The sequence below is a fragment of the Nocardioides pymetrozini genome (assembly GCF_046058985.1).
Taxonomy (GTDB): domain Bacteria; phylum Actinomycetota; class Actinomycetes; order Propionibacteriales; family Nocardioidaceae; genus Nocardioides.
Genome location: NZ_CP175556.1, coordinates 908,569 through 930,312, shown reverse-complemented (window position 1 = coordinate 930,312; position 21,744 = coordinate 908,569). Strand labels below are relative to the sequence as shown.

General features: G+C 69.4%; 17 protein-coding genes. 6 read left to right on the top strand and 11 right to left on the bottom strand.

Features of this window, described 5'->3' with window-relative positions:
- Positions 1 to 183: 183 nt before the first annotated feature.
- From ACJ5H2_RS04510 to ACJ5H2_RS04500, 3 genes are all read left to right on the top strand, one after another.
- A complete protein-coding gene (locus ACJ5H2_RS04510; RefSeq protein ID WP_408898371.1) occupies positions 184 to 1,221 on the top strand; it encodes a tyrosine-type recombinase/integrase in 1,038 nt (345 codons plus the stop codon).
- A gap of 92 nt (positions 1,222 to 1,313) precedes the next feature.
- On the top strand, positions 1,314 to 2,066 hold the full coding sequence (locus ACJ5H2_RS04505) for a hypothetical protein (RefSeq protein WP_408898370.1): 753 nt from the start codon (positions 1,314 to 1,316) through the stop codon (positions 2,064 to 2,066).
- A 398-nt stretch (positions 2,067 to 2,464) separates the two neighbouring features.
- Positions 2,465 to 3,049, top strand: coding sequence for a recombinase family protein (locus tag ACJ5H2_RS04500; protein WP_408898369.1), 585 nt, complete (start codon positions 2,465 to 2,467; stop codon positions 3,047 to 3,049).
- Between the two features lie 4 nt (positions 3,050 to 3,053).
- On the opposite strand, the gene ACJ5H2_RS04495 is transcribed toward ACJ5H2_RS04500, so the two are convergent.
- From ACJ5H2_RS04495 to ACJ5H2_RS04475, 5 genes are all read right to left on the bottom strand, one after another.
- Positions 3,054 to 4,112, bottom strand: coding sequence for a hypothetical protein (locus ACJ5H2_RS04495; protein ID WP_408898368.1), 1,059 nt, complete (start codon positions 4,110 to 4,112; stop codon positions 3,054 to 3,056).
- Positions 4,112 to 5,488, bottom strand: coding sequence for an RNA-directed DNA polymerase (locus tag ACJ5H2_RS04490; protein ID WP_408898367.1), 1,377 nt, complete (start codon positions 5,486 to 5,488; stop codon positions 4,112 to 4,114). Before ACJ5H2_RS04490 ends, ACJ5H2_RS04495 begins: the two co-directional genes overlap by 1 nt.
- Before the next feature lie 183 nt (positions 5,489 to 5,671).
- Positions 5,672 to 7,255, bottom strand: a complete 1,584-nt coding sequence (gene guaA, locus ACJ5H2_RS04485) for a glutamine-hydrolyzing GMP synthase (protein WP_408898366.1) — start codon at positions 7,253 to 7,255, stop codon at positions 5,672 to 5,674.
- Between the two features lie 292 nt (positions 7,256 to 7,547).
- Positions 7,548 to 9,263 carry a GMC oxidoreductase gene (locus tag ACJ5H2_RS04480; protein ID WP_408898365.1) on the bottom strand — a complete coding sequence of 572 codons (1,716 nt, stop codon included), beginning with the start codon at positions 9,261 to 9,263 and terminating at the stop codon, positions 7,548 to 7,550.
- Positions 9,264 to 9,330: 67 nt separating this feature from the next.
- Positions 9,331 to 10,968: a succinic semialdehyde dehydrogenase gene (locus tag ACJ5H2_RS04475; RefSeq protein WP_408898364.1), complete on the bottom strand. Its 1,638-nt coding sequence runs from the start codon at positions 10,966 to 10,968 to the stop codon at positions 9,331 to 9,333.
- A gap of 132 nt (positions 10,969 to 11,100) precedes the next feature.
- Between ACJ5H2_RS04475 and ACJ5H2_RS04470 the strand changes: the two genes are divergently transcribed.
- Both ACJ5H2_RS04470 and ACJ5H2_RS04465 read left to right on the top strand, forming a co-directional pair.
- On the top strand, positions 11,101 to 12,423 hold the full coding sequence (locus tag ACJ5H2_RS04470; RefSeq protein ID WP_408898363.1) for a hypothetical protein: 1,323 nt from the start codon (positions 11,101 to 11,103) through the stop codon (positions 12,421 to 12,423).
- Positions 12,420 to 13,787, top strand: a complete 1,368-nt coding sequence (locus tag ACJ5H2_RS04465; protein ID WP_408898362.1) for a PQQ-binding-like beta-propeller repeat protein — start codon at positions 12,420 to 12,422, stop codon at positions 13,785 to 13,787. The genes ACJ5H2_RS04470 and ACJ5H2_RS04465 overlap by 4 nt, the downstream gene beginning before the upstream one ends.
- Before the next feature lie 40 nt (positions 13,788 to 13,827).
- On the opposite strand, the gene ACJ5H2_RS04460 is transcribed toward ACJ5H2_RS04465, so the two are convergent.
- The 3 genes from ACJ5H2_RS04460 to ACJ5H2_RS04450 form a co-directional block, all read right to left on the bottom strand.
- Positions 13,828 to 15,285 carry an aldehyde dehydrogenase gene (locus ACJ5H2_RS04460; RefSeq protein WP_408898361.1) on the bottom strand — a complete coding sequence of 486 codons (1,458 nt, stop codon included), beginning with the start codon at positions 15,283 to 15,285 and terminating at the stop codon, positions 13,828 to 13,830.
- A gap of 117 nt (positions 15,286 to 15,402) precedes the next feature.
- Entirely contained in the window at positions 15,403 to 16,584 is a 1,182-nt protein-coding gene (locus tag ACJ5H2_RS04455; protein WP_408898360.1) for a hypothetical protein, read from the bottom strand.
- A gap of 1 nt (position 16,585) precedes the next feature.
- Positions 16,586 to 17,722, bottom strand: coding sequence for a phosphotransferase family protein (locus tag ACJ5H2_RS04450; protein ID WP_408898359.1), 1,137 nt, complete (start codon positions 17,720 to 17,722; stop codon positions 16,586 to 16,588).
- A 96-nt stretch (positions 17,723 to 17,818) separates the two neighbouring features.
- Here ACJ5H2_RS04450 and ACJ5H2_RS04445 point away from each other — a divergent pair, with 96 nt between their 5' ends.
- Positions 17,819 to 18,412, top strand: coding sequence for a helix-turn-helix domain-containing protein (locus tag ACJ5H2_RS04445; RefSeq protein ID WP_408898358.1), 594 nt, complete (start codon positions 17,819 to 17,821; stop codon positions 18,410 to 18,412).
- A 166-nt stretch (positions 18,413 to 18,578) separates the two neighbouring features.
- Here the strand turns inward: ACJ5H2_RS04445 and ACJ5H2_RS04440 are convergent, their stop codons facing one another.
- The 3 genes from ACJ5H2_RS04440 to guaB all read right to left on the bottom strand — a co-directional run bounded on the left by ACJ5H2_RS04440 (position 18,579) and on the right by guaB (position 21,709).
- Complete coding sequence (locus ACJ5H2_RS04440; protein WP_408898357.1) at positions 18,579 to 19,685, bottom strand: GuaB3 family IMP dehydrogenase-related protein; 1,107 nt, start codon at positions 19,683 to 19,685, stop codon at positions 18,579 to 18,581.
- A 47-nt stretch (positions 19,686 to 19,732) separates the two neighbouring features.
- Positions 19,733 to 20,107 carry a hypothetical protein gene (locus ACJ5H2_RS04435; protein ID WP_408898356.1) on the bottom strand — a complete coding sequence of 125 codons (375 nt, stop codon included), beginning with the start codon at positions 20,105 to 20,107 and terminating at the stop codon, positions 19,733 to 19,735.
- A gap of 102 nt (positions 20,108 to 20,209) precedes the next feature.
- A complete protein-coding gene (gene guaB, locus ACJ5H2_RS04430) occupies positions 20,210 to 21,709 on the bottom strand; it encodes an IMP dehydrogenase (RefSeq protein WP_408898355.1) in 1,500 nt (499 codons plus the stop codon).
- Positions 21,710 to 21,744: the final 35 nt, after the last annotated feature.

Genomic DNA, 21,744 nt, shown 5'->3' with positions numbered 1-21,744 from the left:
CACTGAGCCACGAGGACATATGAGGCACTCGTGACATGTCCCAACCTCGCGCTTGTGAGGTCCGAGAACAGCGGTTAGCGTCGCTACCTCCCGCAAGTTCGCACGAGGCTCACGGAGGCCACTTCTTCAAGGAGTGGCATGCCCCTCGACAGGAACTCTGACCCCAATCACCAGGGGTCACCAATGGCACGACGCAAGTCCCCGACTGTCCAACAGGCGGTCGATCAGTACCTCGCTCTCAGGAAGAAGAAGTTCGCTCACGACACGTGGGTGAACGACCGATCGCAGCTCATGAGATTCGCCGAAGCCGTAGGTCGGAGTCGACAGATGCACACGTTGACGCCTGAGGACGTCGAAGACTTCTTCTTCACCGGGAAGCAACCGCTCAGCGAGCAGATGGCGCCAAGCTCTTTCAACAAGGTTCGCTCTCGCGTCTCTACATGGCTCGACTTCTGTCGTCGTCGACAGATGATCGAAGGCGACCTGATGGCCGAAGTCGATCGGTTGCCCGTGATGAAACGGGAACGCCTTCGGCTGTCGCCGGTCGAGTTGCTCGACCTACCCAACTACACCGACACGGCACGAGATCGGTGCCTCATCATCCTGGCTACCAACACCGCACTCAGGGCAAGTGAGATCACCAGCCTTCGGCTACGTGACGTCGACCTGGACGGGGGATGGCTCCGGGTAGAAGTCCACAAGTCGAGGCTCGAAGACGTCATGCCAATCACGGCGGAGCTTGATGCCGCGCTCCGCACCTGGCTGACGACATACACCGATCTGGTTGGCCCTCTTCACGGCGATTGGTACCTGTTCCCTACGCGTGGTTCGGGACGCTCTCGCTACGGTCGCGACGGATCACGGACCCACGAGTACGGCCCACTCTCACCTGAGGCACCCATCAAGAAGCCCGCTGTCATCGTGCAGCGCGCACTACGGGCAAGGGGTTTGGCTATCCGTCCTGGCGAAGGGCTCCACACCGTTCGTCGCTCCGTTGCGCGTTCGTTCTTCGACAGCAACGTGCAGAGGGGCTACGACAGCGCACTCCGCGCCACCAGCGCTCTCCTGCACCACAGCAGCACGCAGGTGACTGAGCATTACCTGGGCCTGGCGTCGGAGAAGCTGCACCGAGATGACGTCCTGCGTGGCAAGCCGTTCCTGACGGCGATGATCCCCGCTCAAGGGCTGCGTCTCGCAGAGCAGACCGCGACTGGAAGCTGACGACCACCGCACCGATACGAGGCGCAGAAGTTGGCCCCCGCGCGGATGTCGGTCCGCCGGGGGCCATGGCCAACGAGACAGGAGACGCTGGCATGGCCAGTATTCGCAAGAAGGAATCACTTCACCAACGCATGAAGGCAATCCGCGCGGCAGCAGGACATCGAGATCTTCGACCGGCGGAGCGAAGCCTCCTGGTCATCCTCGTGACCTACCAGAACTTCAAGGAGGATCCGACCTTTGGTTCGGGCTGGATGGTCAGCCGCAGACGCCTCGCCGAGGACTACTACGGACGAGCCGACAAGACGGCCCTGCGGAATCTCGATCGTCTGATAGCGGCGCTCTATGACGAAGGGTTCATCACGATCCTCGGCACCGGGCGGAACGCCAATACTTATGTCGTCAACTTCGATCGACTGAGCGCCCAACAGACCGGTCAGGCACACCGACCCCAGGCTGTTCGTGCCGACCGTGCGGAAGCGGTCCAGCAAACCGGCCCCCAGAGGTTGGATGCACCGACCATAAGTACCTCTTTCAGTGCCTTTGCAGCCGAGACAACGTCTCTCCAGTCCTCAGATCCAGCCCGTCCTGGAAAGGAAGACCAAGGAGAGATCGTGGTTACACCCGAGATCATGGAACTGGTGAAGCTGTTCGGGATCACCCCCACCGACGACGACGCTGACAGCTACCTGCCTGCCCTCGTTGCCCTCGACTCCCTCAAGCACGAACTGATCGACCTCTATGGCCACACGGTTCACGAAGTAGACCAGTTCCTGTGGAACCTGGCGCGAACCTTCCCCCGCGATCCGGCGGCGGCAGCCAGCGAGTTGCAACGGCTATGCGCATAGCCGTGGATACGTCGCCCTATGTGTACTGCGTGGGACATGTCACGCCGTTGTCGACATTCGCAGCCATTCCGAACGTCATCGGTCAGGGCGAGGCCGCTATGCGTAGATACCAGGCGTCGTCCGTTACGAGCCAGCGGCGCAAACAGCTGACAACCCCGGGGGATGCCTTCGCCTGGCACCAACTCCGGCACCCACCGCGTCGTAGCGCCAGGAGGTCGGCTCAGGCACGAGCGAATCGCGAGGATGCCGCCAACAGTCGCATGTGTCGCTCTGGGGTGTACCTCAGCCTGTCGCCTCCAGGACACCGCTCCAGCGTCCGTCTGAGGTCAGTTCTCGCGATTCCTGACACCAACCCCCCAGGGCCAAGAGCCCAACCTGACACTGAATGGAGCCCTGCGATGACCGATCACGGCCAGCGCGTCGGATACGTCCGCGTCTCGACGCTCGACCAGAACACTGACCGCCAGCTCGACGGCGAGCACCTGCACCGCACCTTCACCGACAAGCTCAGCGGCAAGAACACGAACCGCCCCGAACTCGACGCCCTTCGGGCGTTCGTTCGCGATGGGGACCTGATCGTCGTGCACTCATTGGATCGGCTCGCTCGCAATCTCGATGACCTGAGGCGACTGGTCCGGGAGTTTACGGACAGAGGCGTCCGCGTCACGTTTCTGAAAGAAGGGCTGACCTTCACCGGCGACGACTCCCCGATGTCAAAGCTCTTGCTCTCCGTGATGGGAGCGTTCGCGGAGTTTGAACGGGCGTTGATTCGTGAGCGCCAAGCCGAAGGCATTGCCGCAGCCAAGGCTCGTGGCGTCTATAGGGGGCGGGCACCCGCTTTGACGAGTTCGCAGGCCGACGAATTGCAGGTGCGAGCCCACAACGGCGAGCCAATCACAGCACTGGCCCGCGAGTTCGGCGTCAGCCGCCAGACTGCCTACGTCTACCTCCGACGAAGTTCAGGTGCGCTTCCCGGGCGTTGATGACTCACACATCGTCAGGAAGGAGTGGCTTGTACGCAGCCTCGTTGCTCTCCAGCCACCTTCGCGCACCGAGATAGGTACCGCGAAGTTTGCGGTCGTGCCCGTGCACCAGGATCAGGAAGGTGGCCAGACAGGCGACTGCGGTCCAGCCAGTCAGAACTGCAGAATCGTGCACCACCGACCTGCTAGCGGACGCATAGATCGCTGAGATCAGCACCAGCGGCAACGCGAACAGTAACGCTGCGGACGGCGGATCAAGGGCGCGCCGGCCAGTCTGCTGACGGTCGCCAGCCACATATCGGACCGCCCAGTAGATGAAACACACTGCGGCGCCCACGCAAGCGGTCCTTCGCCCGCCCTCGTCTGACATCTGTCCCATCTTCGGAAAATTCACGCGGGGAACCAAGATGAGGAAGATTCCCAGCCCATAGATCAACATTGATCGATTCCGAACACGGTCCGCTACATTGCTTCCGATTCCCCGCAAGGCGTCAGCTGTCGCCTTATTTCGCTTCTCGCTCGCAACGTGAACAGCCAGCCCAGCAAGGAATACGAAAACGATTGCCAATGCTGCCACGTGACGCGACCGATCCGCGTTCTCGGTTGCCACGGTGCCATAGTTGAGGACGGCTGCGCTGAAAACGACTGCCGAACCCAAGGAGATCGCGAGGGTCATTTCGAGCCCGATCCGATACATCGATCCCATGTAGAGAGAACGGTTTCGGATATTTGCGGGCATCACCGTGTTAAGGATCAGAAGATAAGTGGTGACGAGCGCTGGCCGGCTCTTCTTTGGATACTTCTGGACTAGGAAGTCACTTGGCAGATCCCGGTTGAAAACCGCCGACCTAGCGGGAAAATCCCAGTAGTAGAGGAACAGTCCGACCACCAATGAACTTACTAGGGAAACGAAAGCTTCAGTAGCTTGCCCTGTTTCTGCATGAGGTGCCACGGTTTGAAAGACAACGATCCCAGTTCCGTAGACAATCAATCCAGGCGCGATGATACGAATGCCCTCGAAGCTGTCAAAGGTCGCACCACCAACCTCACCGAGCGATGGCATCAGAGGAGAGTGTCAGCCGACGGCTTGGCAACTGAGCCGTTCCTCAGCGCCTCAGCGGTCTGCGGAGCGCGGTCGAGGATGAAGGACGGCGCTTGGCGACCTAGATCGGCGCATGCAGCCAAGGCAGCTCGCGCGTCGAGGACAGCCCCAGGCGATTCGAGGAGTGAAACCACAGCCGGCGTCCGTTCTTGCAGGGAGAGCACTCTCAGAAGCAGGCCCCACAATGCCGGCACGCGAGTCGAGCGCGCCAACGTCTCGACCTGCGCATCGGTCTCGGAATCGAGGCGAGCGCCGCACATCAAGGGGACAAGGCGGGCGAGTCGCCAGGGATCGTTAGCTGCGCAGGCGACCAAGCCGCCTAGTTCAGATGTGACGCGCTTGTCGTCGATGAAGGTCGAGAGATAGCCGACCAATCGAGGAGCATCGAGCGTCCTCGACTGCAACGCATCTACTGCATACGCCACGGCGAAGTCGTCGCCTTGCTCCGCCAGACGCGGCAACGCGAAACGCAGCAGGCGCCGATTCTCGGTGTTGACCGCGTCAATGAAGACCGACCGCAGTGCGGCACGAACTGTCGGGCCGGACTCAGTTTCGGGATGGTAGACGCTGGTAAGCGCGCCCCCGTGCATCGTCTTCCTAAAGTGATCCGAAGGCGTGACCCGTACCTTCGACTCGTTCAGCCGCAAGCCGACACTGCGCAGGCTACGGCGCAATCGATCCAACTGGAGGAAAGCCTCTGCCTCCGAACGGACGAAGATCCGGTAGTCGTCAACCCAACGGACCCATTCCGATTCGATCCGTCGATCGACCGGCGTCAAGACCGCGTTGGCAATAAGTCGCGCGTCCCCGTAGCCGGCAGGGAGGCCGGGAACTCCTGCGCCGTGCAACTGACGAAGGTAGCCCTCGATTGGCGCCCAACACTCCTCGCCCATGGTTGCGCTCATCGACCCACGAACTTGCTCTAGGTCCACGCTGTCAAAGAAGTCGGAGACGTCGGCAGTGACGACCAGCGGGTAACAGTCGAGCATCGACTCGGTCAGCGACCGAAATCGCTGGTACTCGGTGCTGTAGTCCGAGTCACCGTCGGCACCACGACGGTATCCACAGACAGTTGGCTCCAGCAGACCATCGCTGATCAGCCGCAGGGATGCGACAGCTTGGCGCTGAGCAGCTAGAGCTTGAACTGTGAAGATCGGCGCCACCCTTGGTCCTGCGTCCCGCAAAACCGGAAAGAGAGACAGCGCGTCTGCATCGAGACTGGGAGAAACGGCCGAGGCGCCGGCGTCCGCGTCCGCGATGACGTCCGGCACCCACCGGGTGCGCAGGTCTTCGTGTAGATCGTCAACAAGTGACGCCGGAGACTGGACCATCATCATGCGAGCAGGGTATCCAAGAGCGCCGACAGAAAGGATAGGCCGAGCTCAACCAGGGAGCGTGGCGTTTGCGACGGCGCCCCTGGCCACGCATTTGATTCATGTCTACATCACCGCGACTGCGCCGAGCGCGGTCGCCCGCAGGGTACAAACCAAGCCACGTTTCCGCAGGTCAGAGCCCCTGTCTCACTCCCACTCGATGGTGCCGGGCGGCTTCGAGGTGATGTCGACGGTGACCCGGTTCACCTCGGCCACCTCGTTGGTGATCCGGGTCGAGATGCGCTCCAGGACGTCGTACGGCAGTCGCGCCCAGTCGGCGGTCATCGCGTCCTCGGAGGTGACCGGACGCAGCACGACCGGGTGGCCGTAGGTGCGCCCGTCGCCCTGGACGCCGACCGAGCGGACGTCGGCGAGCAGCACCACGGGGAACTGCCAGATGTCGCGGTCCAGGCCGGCCGCGGTCAGCTCGGCGCGGGCGATCGCGTCCGCCTCGCGGAGGATGTCGAGGCGCTCGCGGGTGACCTCGCCGATGATCCGGATGCCGAGGCCGGGGCCCGGGAAGGGGTGGCGCCACACGATCTCGGGGGGCAGGCCGAGCTGCTCGCCGACCAGGCGGACCTCGTCCTTGAACAGCGTGCGCAGCGGCTCGACCAGCTCGAACTCGAGGTCCTCGGGGAGCCCGCCGACGTTGTGGTGGGACTTGATGTTGGAGGTGCCCGCTCCCCCACCGGACTCGACGACGTCCGGGTAGAGGGTGCCCTGCACCAGGAAGGCGACCTTGGTGCCCTCCGGGGCGTCCTTGATGACGTCGATCTCGGCGGCCTCGAAGGTGCGGATGAACTCGCGGCCGATGATCTTGCGCTTGGTCTCGGGGTCGGTGACACCGGCGAGCGCGTCGAGGAACTGCTTCTCCGCGTCGACGACGACCAGCTTGGCGCCGGTGGACGCCACGAAGTCACGCTCGATCTGCTCGGTCTCCCCCTTGCGCATCAGCCCGTGGTCGACGTACACGCAGGTCAGCCGGTCGCCGATCGCCTTCTGCACGATCGCCGCGGCGACCGCGGAGTCCACGCCGCCGGACAGCCCGCAGATGGCGCGGCCGTCCGGGCCGATCTGCTCGCGGATGCGCTCGATCTGCTCCTCGGCGATGTTGCCGATCGTCCAGGTCTGGCGACAGCCGGCGATGTCCCACAGGAAGTGCTCGAGCACCTTCTGGCCGTGCTCGGAGTGCAGCACCTCGGGGTGCCACTGGACGCCGGCCAGGCCCTTGTTGACGTTCTCGAACGCCGCGACCGGGGTGACGTCGGTGGACGCGAGCACCTCGAAGCCCTCGGGCGCCTCGGTCACCGAGTCGCCGTGCGACATCCAGACGTTGTGCTCGAGCGGGATGCCGTTGAGGAGGGTGCCCGGGTGGCCGACGGAGACCCGGGTGCGGCCGTACTCCCGCGCGCCGGTCGCGGCGACCGTGCCACCCAGGTGCGCCGCCATCAGCTGGAAGCCGTAGCACATGCCGAACACCGAGGTGCCGGCGCCGAAGATGGCCGGGTCGACGCCCGGCGCGCCCTCGGCGTACACCGACGAGGGTCCGCCGGAGAGGATGATCGCCTTCGGCCTGCGGGCGACCATCTCGGACACCGGCATCGTGTGCGGCACGATCTCGGAGTACACCCGCGCCTCGCGCACACGGCGGGCGATCAGCTGGGCGTACTGCGCCCCGAAGTCCACCACCAGGACCAGGTCGTGCTCGGGCTGCGTCTCCTCGGCCGTCATGGACGAATCGTATCGGCGGTCCGCGGCCGTCCCGAACCGGCGTCCTCCCCGCAAAAACGCACCAGGGCCCGGCCGGGGAGGGAGGGTGGCCGGGCCCTGATTGTCCACGCAGCTGATGGACAGCGCCTGGACCGAGCCCGGTCTTCGGGAGGGAGCGTGAATTCCCGGGCTCGCTCGTTCAACGACCCCTGGGTGGGCGGGTTACGCCGGCTCCCGACAACTTCCGCGAAAACTGCCGGGGCGGCCCCGGACGAGTCCGGAACCGCCCCAGCAGGCACAGCAGCCTCACCCGTCAGCTGACTCCGACGATGGGCAGGCGCAGGGCGGCGGGGGCGTCCGCGGGGACCACCGGCGCCTTGGGCGAGACCGGCTCGAGCTGCCGGTAGCCCTCGCCGAGCGGCGGGCGGACGTCCTGCTCGCCCTTGTTGGGCCAGTAGGCCATCGCGCGCTCCGCCTGCGCCGTGATCGTCAGCGACGGGTTCACGCCGAGGTTGGCGGAGATCGTCGAGCCGTCCACGATGTGCAGGCCGGGATGGCCGAAGACCCGCTGGTAGGCGTCGACGACGCCCGACTCCGGGCTGTCGCCGATCGTGCAGCCGCCGATGAAGTGGGCGGTCAGCGGGCGGTTGAACGGCTCGCCGATGGTGCCGCCGGCGGTGCCGCCGCCCATGGCCGCCGCCATCCGGCGTACGGCGTCGTTGGCGGCCGGGATCCAGGTGGGGTTGGGCTGGCCGTGCCCCTGGCGCGACGACAGGATCCACTTCCCCGCGACCCGCTTCGGGAAGGTGGTGATCGAGTTGTCGACCGACTGCATGACCAGGGCGATGACGACCCGCTCGGACCAGTGCTTGACGTCGTAGAGGTCGCGCACCCGGGTGCGCTCCTTCCACAGCTCCCTGAGCCAGACCCTCCAGCGGGGGTCCGGGCCGTCGCCGTCGGTGAGCACCGTCTGCATCAGCGACATCGCGTTGCTGCCCTTGCCGTAGCGCACGGGCTCGATGTGGGTGTGCTCGTCGGGATGCCACGACGACGTGATGGCGACGCCGTCGGTGTAGTCGACGTCGGCGCCCTGCGGCGCGATCGCGCCGAGGATCGACTCGGAGTTGGTGCGGGTCAGGTGGCCCAGCCGGTCGGAGACGTTCGGCAGGTCGCCGGTCGCCTTCAGCCGGTGCAGGAGCTTCTGGGTGCCGAGGGCGGCCGCCGAGAACACCACCTGCTCGGCGGTGAACGTCCGGGTCGCCGTACGACGGCTCAGCTTGGCCTTCGTCCACCGGGTGTCGACCTGGTAGCCCCCGCCGGCCAGCGGCCGGACCCGGGTGACCGTGGTCAGCGGGTGCACCACGGCGCCGTTCTGCTCGGCGAGGTAGAGGTAGTTCTTGACCAGCGTGTTCTTCGCGTTGTGCCGGCAGCCGGTCATGCACTCGCCGCAGTCACGGCAGGTGTTCCGCGCCGGGCCCACGCCGCCGAAGTACGGGTCGGCGACCTCCGTGCCGGCCTCCTGGCCGGGGCCGCCGAAGAAGACCCCGACGGGGGTGGGGTGGAAGGTGTCGCCCACGCCCATCTCGTCGGCGACCTTCTTCATCACCTCGTCCGAGGGCGTCATCCGCGGGTACTCGACGACGCCCAGCATCCGCTTGGCCTGGTCGTAGTAGGGCGCCAGCTCGGCCTTCCAGTCGGTGATGTGGGCCCAGGAGGGGTCCCGGTAGAAGGGGTCGAGGGGCTCGTAGAGCGTGTTGGCGTAGACCAGCGAGCCGCCGCCCACGCCCGCACCCGCGAGGATCAGGCAGTCGCGGACCATGTCGATGCGCTGGATGCCGTAGCACCCGGCGGCCGGGGCGTAGAGGTACTTCTTCAGGTCCCAGGAGGTGTCGGCGAAGTCGGCGTCGGTGAACCGCGCGCCGGCCTCCAGGACGCCGACGCGGTAGCCCTTCTCGGTCAGTCGCAGCGCGGTGACGGAGCCCCCGAAGCCGGAGCCGATGACGAGGACGTCGTAGTCGAAGTCGCTCATGCCGGGGTCCCCGATCGATTGGTGGCGGAGGAGCGAAGCGCGGGAGCGAAGAATCCAGTGGGGTGGTTCATGCCCGGCCCAGCTTGTCCATGATCCGCAGGGAGGCCGACATGAGCTTGGCGTAGCTCTCGTCGGACATGCCGAGCATCGGGCCGAACCGGAGCAGCCGCTGGGTGCCGACCGACTGGGTCTCGGTGTAGCGGTGGATGCCCTCGCCGCCCTGGCGCCGCCCCATGCCGGACTCCCGCATCCCGCCCATCGGGGCGTCGATGCTGGCGAAGGTCGCACCGAACGCCTCGTTGACGTTCACCGTGCCGCACTTGATCTGGCGCGCCACCGCCCGGCCGCGCGCGGTGTCGCGGGTGTAGACCGAGCCGTTGAGGCCGTACTCGCCGTCGTTGGCCCGCGCGATCGCGTCGGCCTCGTCGTGGAAGCGGTAGACCGAGACCACGGGCCCGAAGGTCTCGTTGCCGAAGCAGGTCATCTCCGGCGTGACGCCCTCCAGGATGGTCGGCTCGTAGTAGTACGGCGCCAGGTCGGGCCGCGCCTTGCCGCCGGCCAGGACCCGCGCGCCCTTGGCCACCGCGTCCTCGACGTGGGCCGAGACCGTCTCGAGCTGGTCGCTGGAGATGAGCGTTCCCATGTCGGCGTCCCAGCCCATCGTGGCGCCGAGGCTCATCGCCTTGGTGCGAGCCACGAAGCGGTCGACGAAGCGGTCGTAGACCGCGTCGGCGACGAACATCCGCTCGGTCGACACGCACAGCTGGCCGGCGTTGGAGAAGCAGGCGCGCACGGCGCCCTCGGCCGCGCGCTCGATGTCGGCGTCGCGGAGCACGAGGATGGGGTTCTTGCCGCCGAGCTCGAGCGAGCAGCCGATCAGCCGCTCGGCGGCCTGCCTGGCGATGATCTTGCCGGTGGCCGTCGAGCCCGTGAAGCAGATGTAGTCGGCGCGCTCGATGATCGGCGTGCCGAGCTCGCGGCCGGGGCCGGCCACGACCTGCCACAGGTCGCGCGGGAAGCCGGCCTCCTCCAGCAGCTGCGCGCCCAGCAGCGCGGACAGCATGGTCTGCGCGTCGGGCTTGGTGACCACGGCGTTGCCGGCGAGCAGGGCGGGCAGGCCGTCGCACAGCGCCATCGTGAACGGGTAGTTCCACGGCGAGATGATCCCGACGACACCCTTGGGCACCCGGTTCAGCTCGACCTTCGTCAGCACCGGTACGACGCCCGGCCGGCGCTCGCTGTCGAGGTGCCGGTGCGCGGTGCGGGCGTAGTAGCGCGCGGTGAGCGCGATGTGCAGCGGCTCGTCGAAGGCGTGCTTGCGCGCCTTGCCGGACTCGAGCTGGATCAGGTCCATGATCTCGGCCTGCCGGTCGAGGACGATGTCGTGGAGCCGGTGCAGGATGCGGGCGCGCTCGTCGATCGAGACCCGCGCCCAGGCCGCCTGGGCGACCCGCGCCCGGCGGAAGGCCTCGGCGACGTCCTCGGCACTCGACTGGGGGATGTTGGCGACCGGCGCACCGTTGATCGGCGAGTGGACCTGGGCGGTGCGCCCGGTCGTCGCCCGGATGCGGTCGGTCAGCCGGGCGACGTACTCCGGCTCGAGGGCGTAGGACGCCCGCGGGTCGTGCTCGGGATCGTGCGGGCCGTCAACGACCGGCCCGTCGGGGCCGTCGGGGGCGCCGGAGCCGGAGATCGCTTCGCTCATGGCACGAGAGTAGGTGACCGCCGTCACCGAATCTACTGATCGGTAGCAGATGTGCCGCTTTACACACTCCGCCACCGTGTCAAGCGGCTCCCGGGAGGTTTCCCGGACCCCTCCGCGGGCTAGGTTCAGGCCATGTACCCCGCCTCTCTCGGGCGTCGCGCCCTGCTCCTCGGCGCCGCCGGCACCGCGCTCGCCGGCTGCGGAGGTGGCTCCGGATCGGGCCGGTCCGCCGCCACGCCGAGCCCCTCGTCCAGCGGCCCGATCATCCACGGCCAGGACGCCGGCACGGTGATCCTCGATGCGGACGTCGACGCCCTCGTGGACGGCCTGACCCGGGCCCTGGAGGCCGGCGACGTGCGGGCCATGGCCGGGCTCGTACCGGACCTCGACGAGGCCGAGTGGCGGCGCCGCCTCGACATCTTGGGCCGGTTCCCGATGCGCGAGCTGCGCTTCGACGTCGACCGCACGTTCGTCGGCCGCCAGACCAACGCCAGCGGCGGCGCCCTCACCACCGACGTGCGCCTCTTCCTGATCCACCAGCTCGAGGCCGCCGACAGCGTGCCCGTGGTGCAGGAGTACACCAGCGAGGTGACCAAGGCCGACCCGGAGGCGGAGCTCGTCTTCGGGGGCCTCTCCGGGCCGCACTCGCTCAACTTCCCCGCTCCGTGGGATCTCCCCGGCGACTGGCAGGTGCTGACCGGCCCGCACGCCGTGCTGGTCTTCCGCGCTCCGCAGCGCGCGGTCGCCGAGCGGTGGCTGGAGCCGCTGAGCGAGGGCATCGGCCAGGCCATGGCGATGGTCCCGACCCCCGCCGGCGTCACGCGGCTGCTCGTCGCCATGGACGAGCCCGACAGCCCGCTCTTCCTGCGCAACGAGCCCAACGACGTCGTCCGCGACCGCGGGGGCTTCGCCGCCCGCGCGCAGTACCTCGACCCCGACTCCCTGACGGCGGAGACCGAGCTCGACGAGGAGGACGGCCCGCGGGCCACCTCGCGGATCGTGGTCCACCCCGGCATGATCACCAGCGACGCGGACGCGGTCGAGCTCGGCTCCCACGAGGCCGCGCACGCCCTGGCCGGGCAGTGGGGACTCGGCGGCGACACCTGGGCCGTCGAGGGCTTCGCGATGTGGGTCGAGTCCGGCGGCGGGGACGGCCTGATGAGGCGCTTCGGCGGCGAGATCCGAGCGGCCTTCTCGTCGTACCGGGGACGGATGCGCAACGGCGCCGGGCTGCCCCAGGACGTCTTCCAGGAGGCGGACCCCTCGACGGTCCACGCCAACTACGTGTGCTCGGGGGCGGTGCTCGCCTACGTGGAGGCGACCCACGGCCGCGCGCAGGTCATCGACCTGGTCCGCCGCGTCTACGACCTCAGCGGCGTGAACGCCAAGGTGTTCCGCGGCGTCGGCGCCCGCGACCTCGCCGACCTCCTGGCCCGGACGGAGGCCTGGCTGTGAGGGCGCGGCGCGCGATCGCCGCGCTGGCGGCCCTCGCGCTCCTGGCCGCCGGCTGCAGCAACGGCTCCGGTCGGTCCCTCGGCGAGCCCGCCCCGGCCACGGCACGCGACGCGACCGCGGCGACCGGCCTGGACCCCGTCTGGCTCGTGCGGAGCACCGGCACCCGCGACGCCACGTCGTACGAGGCCTGGACGCAGGTGCTCTTCGTCGACGGGGACATCGCGGTCTACGCCGTCTTCGACACCGCGCTCGGCGTCGCGCTCGACGACGGCGAGACGGTCTGGTCCTCGCCCGTGGACCTCCGCGGCGAGGTCTCCGAGCACATGGGCACCGAGGCCACCGCCGAGCACCACTGGCACTTCGCCGCCTACCGGCCCTACGACGACACCGAGGCCTACGGCGACCGACTCTTCACCGTCGACGTGCGCGACGGCACCCTCGTCAACGACGTCGAGCTGCCCACCCAGCCCGACGTGCTCACCAGCATCGACGGTGCCGACTATCTCGGCATCGACGAGACCCTCTACCGGGTCACGCCCACCGGCGAGATCCAGGAGCTGTGGAGCGCACCCCGGGCGCTGGCCAAGCAGGTGACGTCGATCGACCAGATCATGCCCGTCCCGGGCACCACGACCGCGGTGCTCCGGCTGCGGACCGGCCGCAACGACATCCCGACCTTCGTCGGCTTCGACCTCGCGAGCGGCACCGAGCTGTGGCAGCGCCCGGGCCGCTCGTACGTCGTGGCCCCCGCGGGCCGGCTCGCCGAGCTGGGGCTCGTGGCCGACGGCCGCTTCCTCACCCAGCGGGTCTACCAGCGCAACGACGACGAGGAGTGGACCCACCTGTGGGTCCTCGACCCCGCCACCGGCGAGGCGCGCTCCCACCAGCTCCTCCAGGCGGGTGCCATCGAGTCGACGCCCGTGACGTCGTACCGGCTCTGGTACCAGGACGTGGGGTCCGGCAACCCCCACGCCGTCCAGGCCGTCGAGGACGACCTGATCCTGCGCGACGGGCAGACCATCGTGCGACTCGACCCGATGACCGCCGAGGTCGTGTGGAAGTACGACTACACCGCCAACTGGCACCTCGGCCCGTTGAGCGCCGACGGGCGCCACCTGTTCGTCAACGCCCCGGACGCCCGCAGCGGTTCGATCCTGATGCTCGACGCCGCCACGGGCGAGCGGAAGGCGTTGTGGGGCCTGCCGACCGAGCACGCCGAGGGCCTCACCGCCAGTCCGCTGGTCGTGCCGACCGACGACGGGCTGGTGCTCGGCCGCAACCAGGGCGTCGAGGGCGACACCACCGACGACCTGGCGCCGACCGCGGCTCTCAACGACCTCGGGTTCCTCGCGTTCCGGTACTGACGGGCCCGTACTGACGGGCCCGTACTGACCGGGCCGGTGCTCACATCGGCGGCGCCGACAGGTAGACCGACTTCGCCTCGGTGTACTGCGCCAGACCCTCGGGACCGAACTCACGGCCCAGGCCGGAGGCCTTGAAGCCGCCGAAGGGCGCGGCGAAGTCCATCGTGTAGGTGTTGACGCCGTAGGTCCCGGTGCGGACCCCGCGGGCGACCTCGAGACCGGCCTCCGGATCGGCGGTCCACACGGTGCCGGCCAGGCCGTACTCGGAGTCGTTGGCGATGCGCACCGCGTCCGCGACGTCGTCGTACGGGATCACGGCGAGGACGGGACCGAAGATCTCCTCCTGCGCGATCCGCATCCGGTTGTCCACCCCCGCGAAGACGGTCGGACGCACGTACCAGCCCCGGTCCAGGCCGTCCGGACGGCCGTTGCCTCCGGTGAGCAGACGGGCACCCTCCTCCTGGCCGAGGGCGATGTACTTCTCCACGCGCTCCTGCTGGCGCCGGGCGACCATCGGGCCGATCTCGGTCGCCGGGTCCATCGGGTCGCCGACCTTCATGGCGCCGATCGCGTCGGCCAGCGTGGCGGCGAACGCGTCGTGGCGCTCGCGGCTGACCAGCACCCTGGTCTGCGCGACGCAGGCCTGGCCGGAGTTCATCACGCCGAGGAACTTCAGTCCCTCGATCGTGGCGGCCTCGTCGGCGTCGTCGAGGACGATAGCGGCCGACTTGCCGCCCAGCTCGAGCGAGACCCGCTTGAGCTGCTCGCCGCAGATCGCGCCGATCCGGCGCCCGGCCGCGGTCGACCCGGTGAACGCGACCTTGTCGACGCCGGGGTGGCGCACGAGATGCTCCCCGACCTCGCGGCCGCCGGCGACGATGGACACCACGCCCTCGGGGACGCCGGCCTCGACGAGAAGCTCGGCCAGCAGATAGCCGTCGAGCGGGGTCTCCGGCGCCGGCTTGACGACGACCGTGCAGCCGGCCAGCAGCGCGGGGACGACCTTCGACAGGATCGTGAACTGGGGGACGTTCCACGGTGGGATCGCGGCGACCACGCCCACCGGCTCGTGACGTACGACGACGTCCGCGCCCAGCGCGCCGGGCCGGGTCGCCTCCCAGGGGAACTCCCGGGCGATGGCGAGGAAGGCCTCGATCTGCATCCACGGCGCGGGCGCCTGGGCCAGCGAGCTGAACGAGATCGGCGAGCCCATCTCGGTGGAGATGATCGTCGCCATCTCGTCCAGGCGCGCGGCGTACAGCCCGGAGAGGGCCTGCACGACCTCGATCCGCTCCGCGGGGCTCATCCGCGGCCAGGGTCCCTCGTCGAACGCGCGGCGCGCCGCGGCGACGGCGGCGTCGATGTCCGCGGCCGAGCCATCGGGCACCCGCGCCACGACCTCCTCCGAGTGCGGCGAGACCACCTCCAGCACGGCGTCGGTGGCGGGGGCGGTCCAGGTGCCGCCGATGAAGAGGGCGTCGCGGTCGAGGTTGCTCATGGGTGTTCCTTTCTGCCGGTGGTCGAGGTGCGACGAGCGCCAGCGAGGAGCCTCGAAGCCTCCGGATCGTCGAGCAGTCCGGAGGTCTCGAGGCTCGGCCGCGGGCGGCCTCGCACCTCAACCACCGGACACGTCGAACCAGTCGGTGAATCCGGAGGGGTCGTGGCGGCCGAGGGCTCCGTGCTCGAAGAGGCCCCAGCCCTCGGTGCCGTCGGGTACGCCGGCGCCGGGTCCGTGCACGGTCGCGGAGCCGACGTGGTCGATGACGCCGAACATGACGCGGCCGGCGACGGCCGGGTCGTTCATGTCGTAGGTGACCCGCTCCGTGAAGCCGGTCCCCTTCCAGGTGCCGTGGGCCCAGTCGGAGTCGCCGCCGTAGCCGCCGCCGACGTGGATCGGCGTCGGCAGGTGGGAGGTGACCTCGAAGGTGAGCGGCCTCCCGTCGGGCGTCGTACAGGCGAGGGTGGCGCCGGTGGGCACCCGGGTGCCGGGCTCGTAGCGGATCTCGACGCGCGGCCAGCCGAGCTGCTCCACGCGGCCGTCGCGCCAGACGCGGGTGCAGTCGTTGACGGTGCGATAGCCGTCGGGCGTCTCCTGGATGATCACGCACAGGCAGAACTCGTCGAAGCCGATCGGCACGTAGAGCCACCACATGCCGTCGAAGGGCGGCTCGGCGGGGCGGCCGGGGGTCACCGGCTCGCCCTGCGGCCGGATGCCCCAGGACCGGTCGCGGGAGCCGGTCCACAGCTCCGGGGTCACCGCGATCTCCTCGCCGTCGATCGCGATGCGGCCCTCCCAGCTGCCGACCTGGGCGAAGCGCTGGGCGTTGAGCACCGTCCCCGGCCCCTGGCGCATGACGTGCGGCAGCTCCTGGATGACCGGGTGCAGGCCGCGCCAGCGCAGGTCGACGGCGATCCCCTCGGTCTCCTCCAGCACCACCCGCAGCTCCCGCAGCGGCTCGACGACCTCGACCCGGTAGCCGCCCACCCGCTGCTCCATCCGGTCCCCGCCGCGCGGGTCGGCCGCGTCGGAGAGGTGCACCGCCGTCTGCACGTCGCCGCGGCGCACGAGGACGTAGGCGTCCTTGGTGCCGAGGTTGGGGTAGAAGCCGAGCCCCGTGATGAGCATGATGTCGCCGCTGCGGTCGTGGCAGTTGAAGTAGCTGCGGTCGTAGAAGTGCCGGTCGCTGCTGCCGCCCCACGCCACGGGCTGCGGGAGCTGGTGGATGGGATACTCGTCGAGGGGTCCGATGCCGACGTACTCGCCGTGCCGGCCGTGCTCCCCGGCCACTCCGGTCATCTCAGGCACCTACCTCGGCCAGCAGCCGCTCGACCAGCGGCTTGCAGTGGAAGAGCGTCTCGATGTCGTCGGGCGGCTCGATCTCGCCGAAGCGGACCTGCCGCAGGCCGGTGCGCATGAAGACCACGCACCAGATGACGGCGTTGTAGAGGTGGTACCAGGTGAGGTCGCCGAGCTCGACGCCACTCAGCTCCCGGTAGGTCGCCCGCACGGACTCCTCAGTGAGGAAGTCCGGCATGCCCGGCAGCTCGAAGACCTGGGCGATCGTCTGGAAGACCTCGTGGGCGAAGACGATCCAGGACACGTCGAGCTCCCGCGGGCCGATCGAGGCCATCTCCCAGTCCAGGACGGCGACGGGCGTGAAGTCGCGGTACATCATGTTGCCGATCCGGGCGTCCCCCCAGCACAGCACGGCCTCGTCGGTGCCGGGCAGGTTCGCCTCGAGCCACGCCAGGGCGCGGTCGACCAGCGGGGAGCGCGCGAGGTCGGCGGCGGCCCACTCGTACCAGGCACGGGTCTTCGCGAGGTTGCGCGCCAGCGGCGTCGCGCCGGCGTGGCCGGTGGCCGCCGGGTCGAGGAACGCGAAGGTGGTCTCCGGGGCCGCGATGGCGTGGAGCCTCGCGATGGTCTCGACGCTGCTGCGCTCGAGCCGCTCCTGGTCGGCAGGGTCGGCGTCGAAGAGCCAGTTGTCCCCGAAGGGGTAGGGCATGACGTCGGGCGGGACGAGGCCCTCGACCCGGTCCATGAGGAAGAAGGGGGTGCCGAGGACGGCGCCGGTCCGCTCGAACCAGCGCACGGCGGGGACGGGGACGTCGGTCAGCTCGCCGGCGAGGCGCATGGCGTCGTACTGGTCCTGGAGGCGGTACTCCCGGAAGACCGGGACGTCGGCCTGCGCGGGCGCGACCCGGGCGACGTACCCGCCGGTGCGGCGCTCGCCTCCCTCGGTCCAGGCGACGTCGAGGATCACCGTCTCGCTCGACATCCCGTTGGTGTCGATGCCGGCGTGCAGCGTGACGACGGGCTCGGAGCCGGGCGGCAGCACGTCGGCGAGCCACGCCTCCAGCCGGTCGTGCACCTCGGCCCGGTCGCGGCTCGAGCGTTGCAGCGTGAAGTCCGGCGGCACCGATGCCTCGGTCATGGGCCCTCCTCGGGTCGGGCGCCCCTCGTTCTAGAACACGTTCTAGGGGACGTGCGCGTTACGGTACCTTCGGTATCGAAAGAGGGGAAGAGGGTCATGGCAACCAGGTCGACCGGCCGCCCGCGGGACCCGCGGATCGAGCAGGCCGCGCTGGTCGCCGTACGGGAGCTGCTGGCGGAGGGCGGGTACGCCGCCGTGACCGGCGCCGCCGTGGCGTCCCGGGCCGGCACGACCAAGGCCGCGCTCTACCGCCGTTGGCCCGCGCTCCCCCATCTCGTGCACGAGGCGGTGTTCCCCGACGAGCTCGCCCTCGGCGCCGACGTCGACCGCGACACCGACCTCGGCGACGTCGCGGCCCACCTGGTCCGCGGGACCCGCGACGCCCTGTGCACCCCCGCGGCCGCGGCGGCCCTGCCGGGCCTGCTGGCCGAGGCCGGCACCTATCCCGACCTCCACGCCACGATGATCGGGCGCTTCGCGGGCGTGCTCGCGGCTCTGGACGAGCGGCTCCGACACGCGGTCGCCGACGGCGAGGCCCACCCGGACGTCCGCGCCGCCGACCTCGTGCAGGGCGTCGTCGGGACGGTCATCGCCGGCCTCCTCCTCACCCCCGGTGCCCTGGCCACCTCCCTCGACGACGCCTGGGCGGACCGGCTCACCGCCCACGTCCTCCGCTCCCTCCGCCCCTGAGATCCGTTGAGTCGTCGGTTCCGACCCGTCGAGTCGTCACTTGTGACCCGTCGAGCTGCCACCCGTCCTCCTGGCCGGGAGGTCGACGGGTCGGATCTGACGACTCGAGGGGTCAGAAGTGACGACTCGAGGGGTCAGAAGTGACGACTCAACATCCCTGCGAGGGTCAGTGGGCGACGACCTCGACGCGCTGGAACTCCTTGAGCTCGGTGTAGCCGGTGGTCGCCATCGAGCGCTTGAGGGCGCCCACCAGGTTCATGGTGCCGTCGGCGACGCGCGAAGGCCCGAACAGGATCTCCTCGAAGGTGCCGACCTGGTCGAACTGGACGCGCTGCCCGCGGGGCAGGTCCGCGTGGTGCGCCTCGGCGCCCCAGTGGAAGCCGCGGCCTGGCGCGTCCGTGGCGCGGGCGAAGGGCGAGCCGACCATCACGGCGTCGGCGCCGCAGGCGATCGCCTTGGCGAGGTCGCCGGAGGTGCCGATGGAGCCGTCGGCGATGACGTGGACGTAGCGCCCACCCGACTCGTCGAGGTAGTCGCGCCGCGCGGCGGCGACGTCGGCCACCGCGCTGGCCATCGGGACGGAGATGCCCAGGACGGTCCGGGTGGTGTGCGCCGCGCCGCCGCCGAAGCCGACGAGCACGCCCGCCGCCCCGGTGCGCATCAGGTGCAGCGCGGCCTGGTGGGTCGCGCAGCCGCCGACGATGACGGGTACGTCGAGCTCGTAGATGAACTCCTTGAGGTTCAGCGGCTCGGCCTGGCTCGAGACGTGCTCGGCCGACACCGTCGTCCCGCGGATCACGAAGAGGTCGACGCCCGCGTCGGTGACCGCCTTGGCGAACTCCTTGGTGCGCTGCGGCGAGAGCGACCCGGCGACGGTCACGCCGGCCTCGCGCACCTCGCGCAGGCGCTCGGCGACCAGCTCGGCCTTGATCGGCTCGGTGTAGATCTCCTGCAGCCGGCGGGTGGCCTCCTCGCCCTGCAGCCCCGCGACCTCCTCGAGCAGCGGCTCGGGGTCGTCGTACCGGGTCCACAGGCCCTCGAGGTTGAGTACGCCGAGCCCGCCGTACCGCCCGAACTCGATGGCGGTCCGCGGCGACATCACCGAGTCCATCGGTGCCGCCAGGATCGGCAGCGAGAACCGGTAGGCGTCGATCTGCCAGTCGACGCTGACCTCCTCGGGGTCGCGGGTACGCCGCGAGGGCACGATCGCGATGTCGTCGAAGGAGTACGCCGTCCGGGCGCGCTTGGCGCGGCCGATCTCGATGTCGCTCACCGGAGGAGGATATCGGGGCCGGCCGGAGAGCACCCGTCCGGCAGGCCTCAGCCGCGTGACTCGTGCCGGCCGGGCTCGCGCGGGTCGAGCTTGTCGGCCTCGTGCAGCCGCCGCTCCTGCTCGGCGCGCTCCCTCTCGAACCTGTTCCTCTTCTCCTCGGCCACCGCCTCGAGCCGGTCGGCCTCCGCGCGCGCCTGCTCGGACTCGGCCTCGAGCTGGCGGGCCTCGGCGTCCTTGGCCCGCAGCGCCGGCTCGTGCCGCTGCGCCTCCGTGCGGAGCTCGTGCGCCCGGTGCAGGTCCCGCTCGCGCTTCCTGCGGGCGGCGATCATCGCGAGAGCGGCCAGCAGCACCAGCGCCACCAGCACGTACACCGCGATCCAGCCCGGGTCGTTCCCGTCACGGAACCAGTCGTCGACGTCCATCGCGATCCTCCCCTGTTGGCTGGTCCAGCGGTACCGCCAGGACCGGATCGCATACGCCCCCTGCGAGCGCGCCGCCTTCGATGGACGACGCGCTCGCGCCGACTACCGGTGGTAGTTGGGGGCCTCGACGGTCATCTCGATGTCGTGGGGGTGGCTCTCCTTGAGCGAGGCGGAGGTGATCCGGATGAACCGGCCCTTCTCCTGCAGCTCGGGGATGGTCTGCGCGCCGACGTAGAACATCGACTGCGACAGCCCGCCGAGGAGCTGGTGGGCGACGCCGGCCAGCGGGCCCTTGTAGGCGACCCGGCCCTCGATGCCCTCGGGGACGATCTTGTCGTCGCTGGCGACCTCGGCCTGGAAGTAGCGGTCCTTGGAGTAGGACTTCTTGCCGCGCGAGGACATCGCGCCGAGCGAGCCCATGCCACGGTAGGCCTTGTACTGCTTGCCCTGGTGGAAGACGACCTCGCCGGGCGACTCCTCGCAGCCGGCCAGCATGGAGCCGATCATCACCGACTCCGCGCCCGCGACGATCGCCTTGGCGATGTCGCCGGACTGCTGCAGGCCCCCGTCCGCGATCACCGGTACGCCGGCCGGCTTGGCCGCGAGCGACGCCTCGTAGACCGCGGTGACCTGGGGGACGCCGCAGCCGGTGACGACGCGCGTCGTACAGATCGACCCGGGGCCGAAGCCGACCTTGACGGCGTCGGCGCCGGCGTCGACGAAGGCCTGGGCGCCCTCGCGGGTGGCGACGTTGCCGCCGATGACCTGGACGTGCCGGGTGGCCGGGTCGGACTTCAGCCGGCGGACCATGTCGAGCAGCAGGGTCACGTGGCCGTGGGCGGTGTCGGCGACGAGGACGTCGACGCCGGCCTCGATCAGTCCGGTGGCACGCTCCCAGGCGTCGCCGAAGTAGCCGATCGCCGCGCCGACCATGAGCCGGCCGTCGGCGTCCTTCGAGGCGAGGGGGAACTGCTCGGACTTCACGAAGTCCTTGACGGTGATCAGGCCGCCCAGCCGGCCGTGCTCGTCGACCAGCGGCAGGCGCTCGCGCTTGTGCTTGCGCAGCAGGGCGGTGGCGTCCTCGCGGCTGATCCCGACGGCACCGGTGACCAGGGGCATCGGCGTCATCACCTCGTCGACCTTCGTGGTCGCCCACTCCGCGACGGGGGTGAAGCGCAGGTCGCGGTTGGTGCAGATGCCGAGGAGGCGGTTCTCGCCGTCGACGACGGGAAGGCCGGAGACGCGGTACTCGCCGCAGATCCGGTCGAGCTCCTCGAGCGTCGCGTCGGGGCCGATGGTGACCGGGTTGGAGATGATGCCGGTCTGGGTCCGCTTGACGAGGTCGACCTGGTAGGCCTGCTCCTCGGCGGAGAGGTTGCGGTGCAGGATGCCGATGCCGCCCTGGCGGGCCATCGCGATCGCCATCCGGGACTCGGTCACGGTGTCCATCGCGGCGCTGATCAGCGGGGAGCGCAGCGAGATCTCGCGGGTCAGCCGCGAGGTGGTGTCGATCTCGTCCGGCACGAGGTCGGAATGACCCGGCAGGAGCAGGACGTCGTCGTAGGTGAGACCGAGTGCGGCGAACTTGTCGGGGACCTCCACTGGACCAGTGTAGGGCGTGGTGCCCGTCACCCCTT

Excerpts from the sequence above, each read along its gene's own strand:
- ACJ5H2_RS04510 (WP_408898371.1), top strand. The coding sequence starts at position 184 with ATGGCACGACGCAAGTCCCCGACTGTCCAACAGGCGGTCGATCAGTAC.
- ACJ5H2_RS04505 (WP_408898370.1), top strand. The coding sequence starts at position 1,314 with ATGGCCAGTATTCGCAAGAAGGAATCACTTCACCAACGCATGAAGGCA.
- ACJ5H2_RS04500 (WP_408898369.1), top strand. The coding sequence starts at position 2,465 with ATGACCGATCACGGCCAGCGCGTCGGATACGTCCGCGTCTCGACGCTC.
- ACJ5H2_RS04495 (WP_408898368.1), bottom strand. The coding sequence starts at position 4,112 with ATGCCATCGCTCGGTGAGGTTGGTGGTGCGACCTTTGACAGCTTCGAG.
- ACJ5H2_RS04490 (WP_408898367.1), bottom strand. The coding sequence starts at position 5,488 with ATGATGATGGTCCAGTCTCCGGCGTCACTTGTTGACGATCTACACGAA.
- guaA (WP_408898366.1), bottom strand. The coding sequence starts at position 7,255 with ATGACGGCCGAGGAGACGCAGCCCGAGCACGACCTGGTCCTGGTGGTG.
- ACJ5H2_RS04480 (WP_408898365.1), bottom strand. The coding sequence starts at position 9,263 with ATGAGCGACTTCGACTACGACGTCCTCGTCATCGGCTCCGGCTTCGGG.
- ACJ5H2_RS04475 (WP_408898364.1), bottom strand. The coding sequence starts at position 10,968 with ATGAGCGAAGCGATCTCCGGCTCCGGCGCCCCCGACGGCCCCGACGGG.
- ACJ5H2_RS04470 (WP_408898363.1), top strand. The coding sequence starts at position 11,101 with ATGTACCCCGCCTCTCTCGGGCGTCGCGCCCTGCTCCTCGGCGCCGCC.
- ACJ5H2_RS04460 (WP_408898361.1), bottom strand. The coding sequence starts at position 15,285 with ATGAGCAACCTCGACCGCGACGCCCTCTTCATCGGCGGCACCTGGACC.
- ACJ5H2_RS04455 (WP_408898360.1), bottom strand. The coding sequence starts at position 16,584 with ATGACCGGAGTGGCCGGGGAGCACGGCCGGCACGGCGAGTACGTCGGC.
- ACJ5H2_RS04450 (WP_408898359.1), bottom strand. The coding sequence starts at position 17,722 with ATGACCGAGGCATCGGTGCCGCCGGACTTCACGCTGCAACGCTCGAGC.
- ACJ5H2_RS04445 (WP_408898358.1), top strand. The coding sequence starts at position 17,819 with ATGGCAACCAGGTCGACCGGCCGCCCGCGGGACCCGCGGATCGAGCAG.
- ACJ5H2_RS04435 (WP_408898356.1), bottom strand. The coding sequence starts at position 20,107 with ATGGACGTCGACGACTGGTTCCGTGACGGGAACGACCCGGGCTGGATC.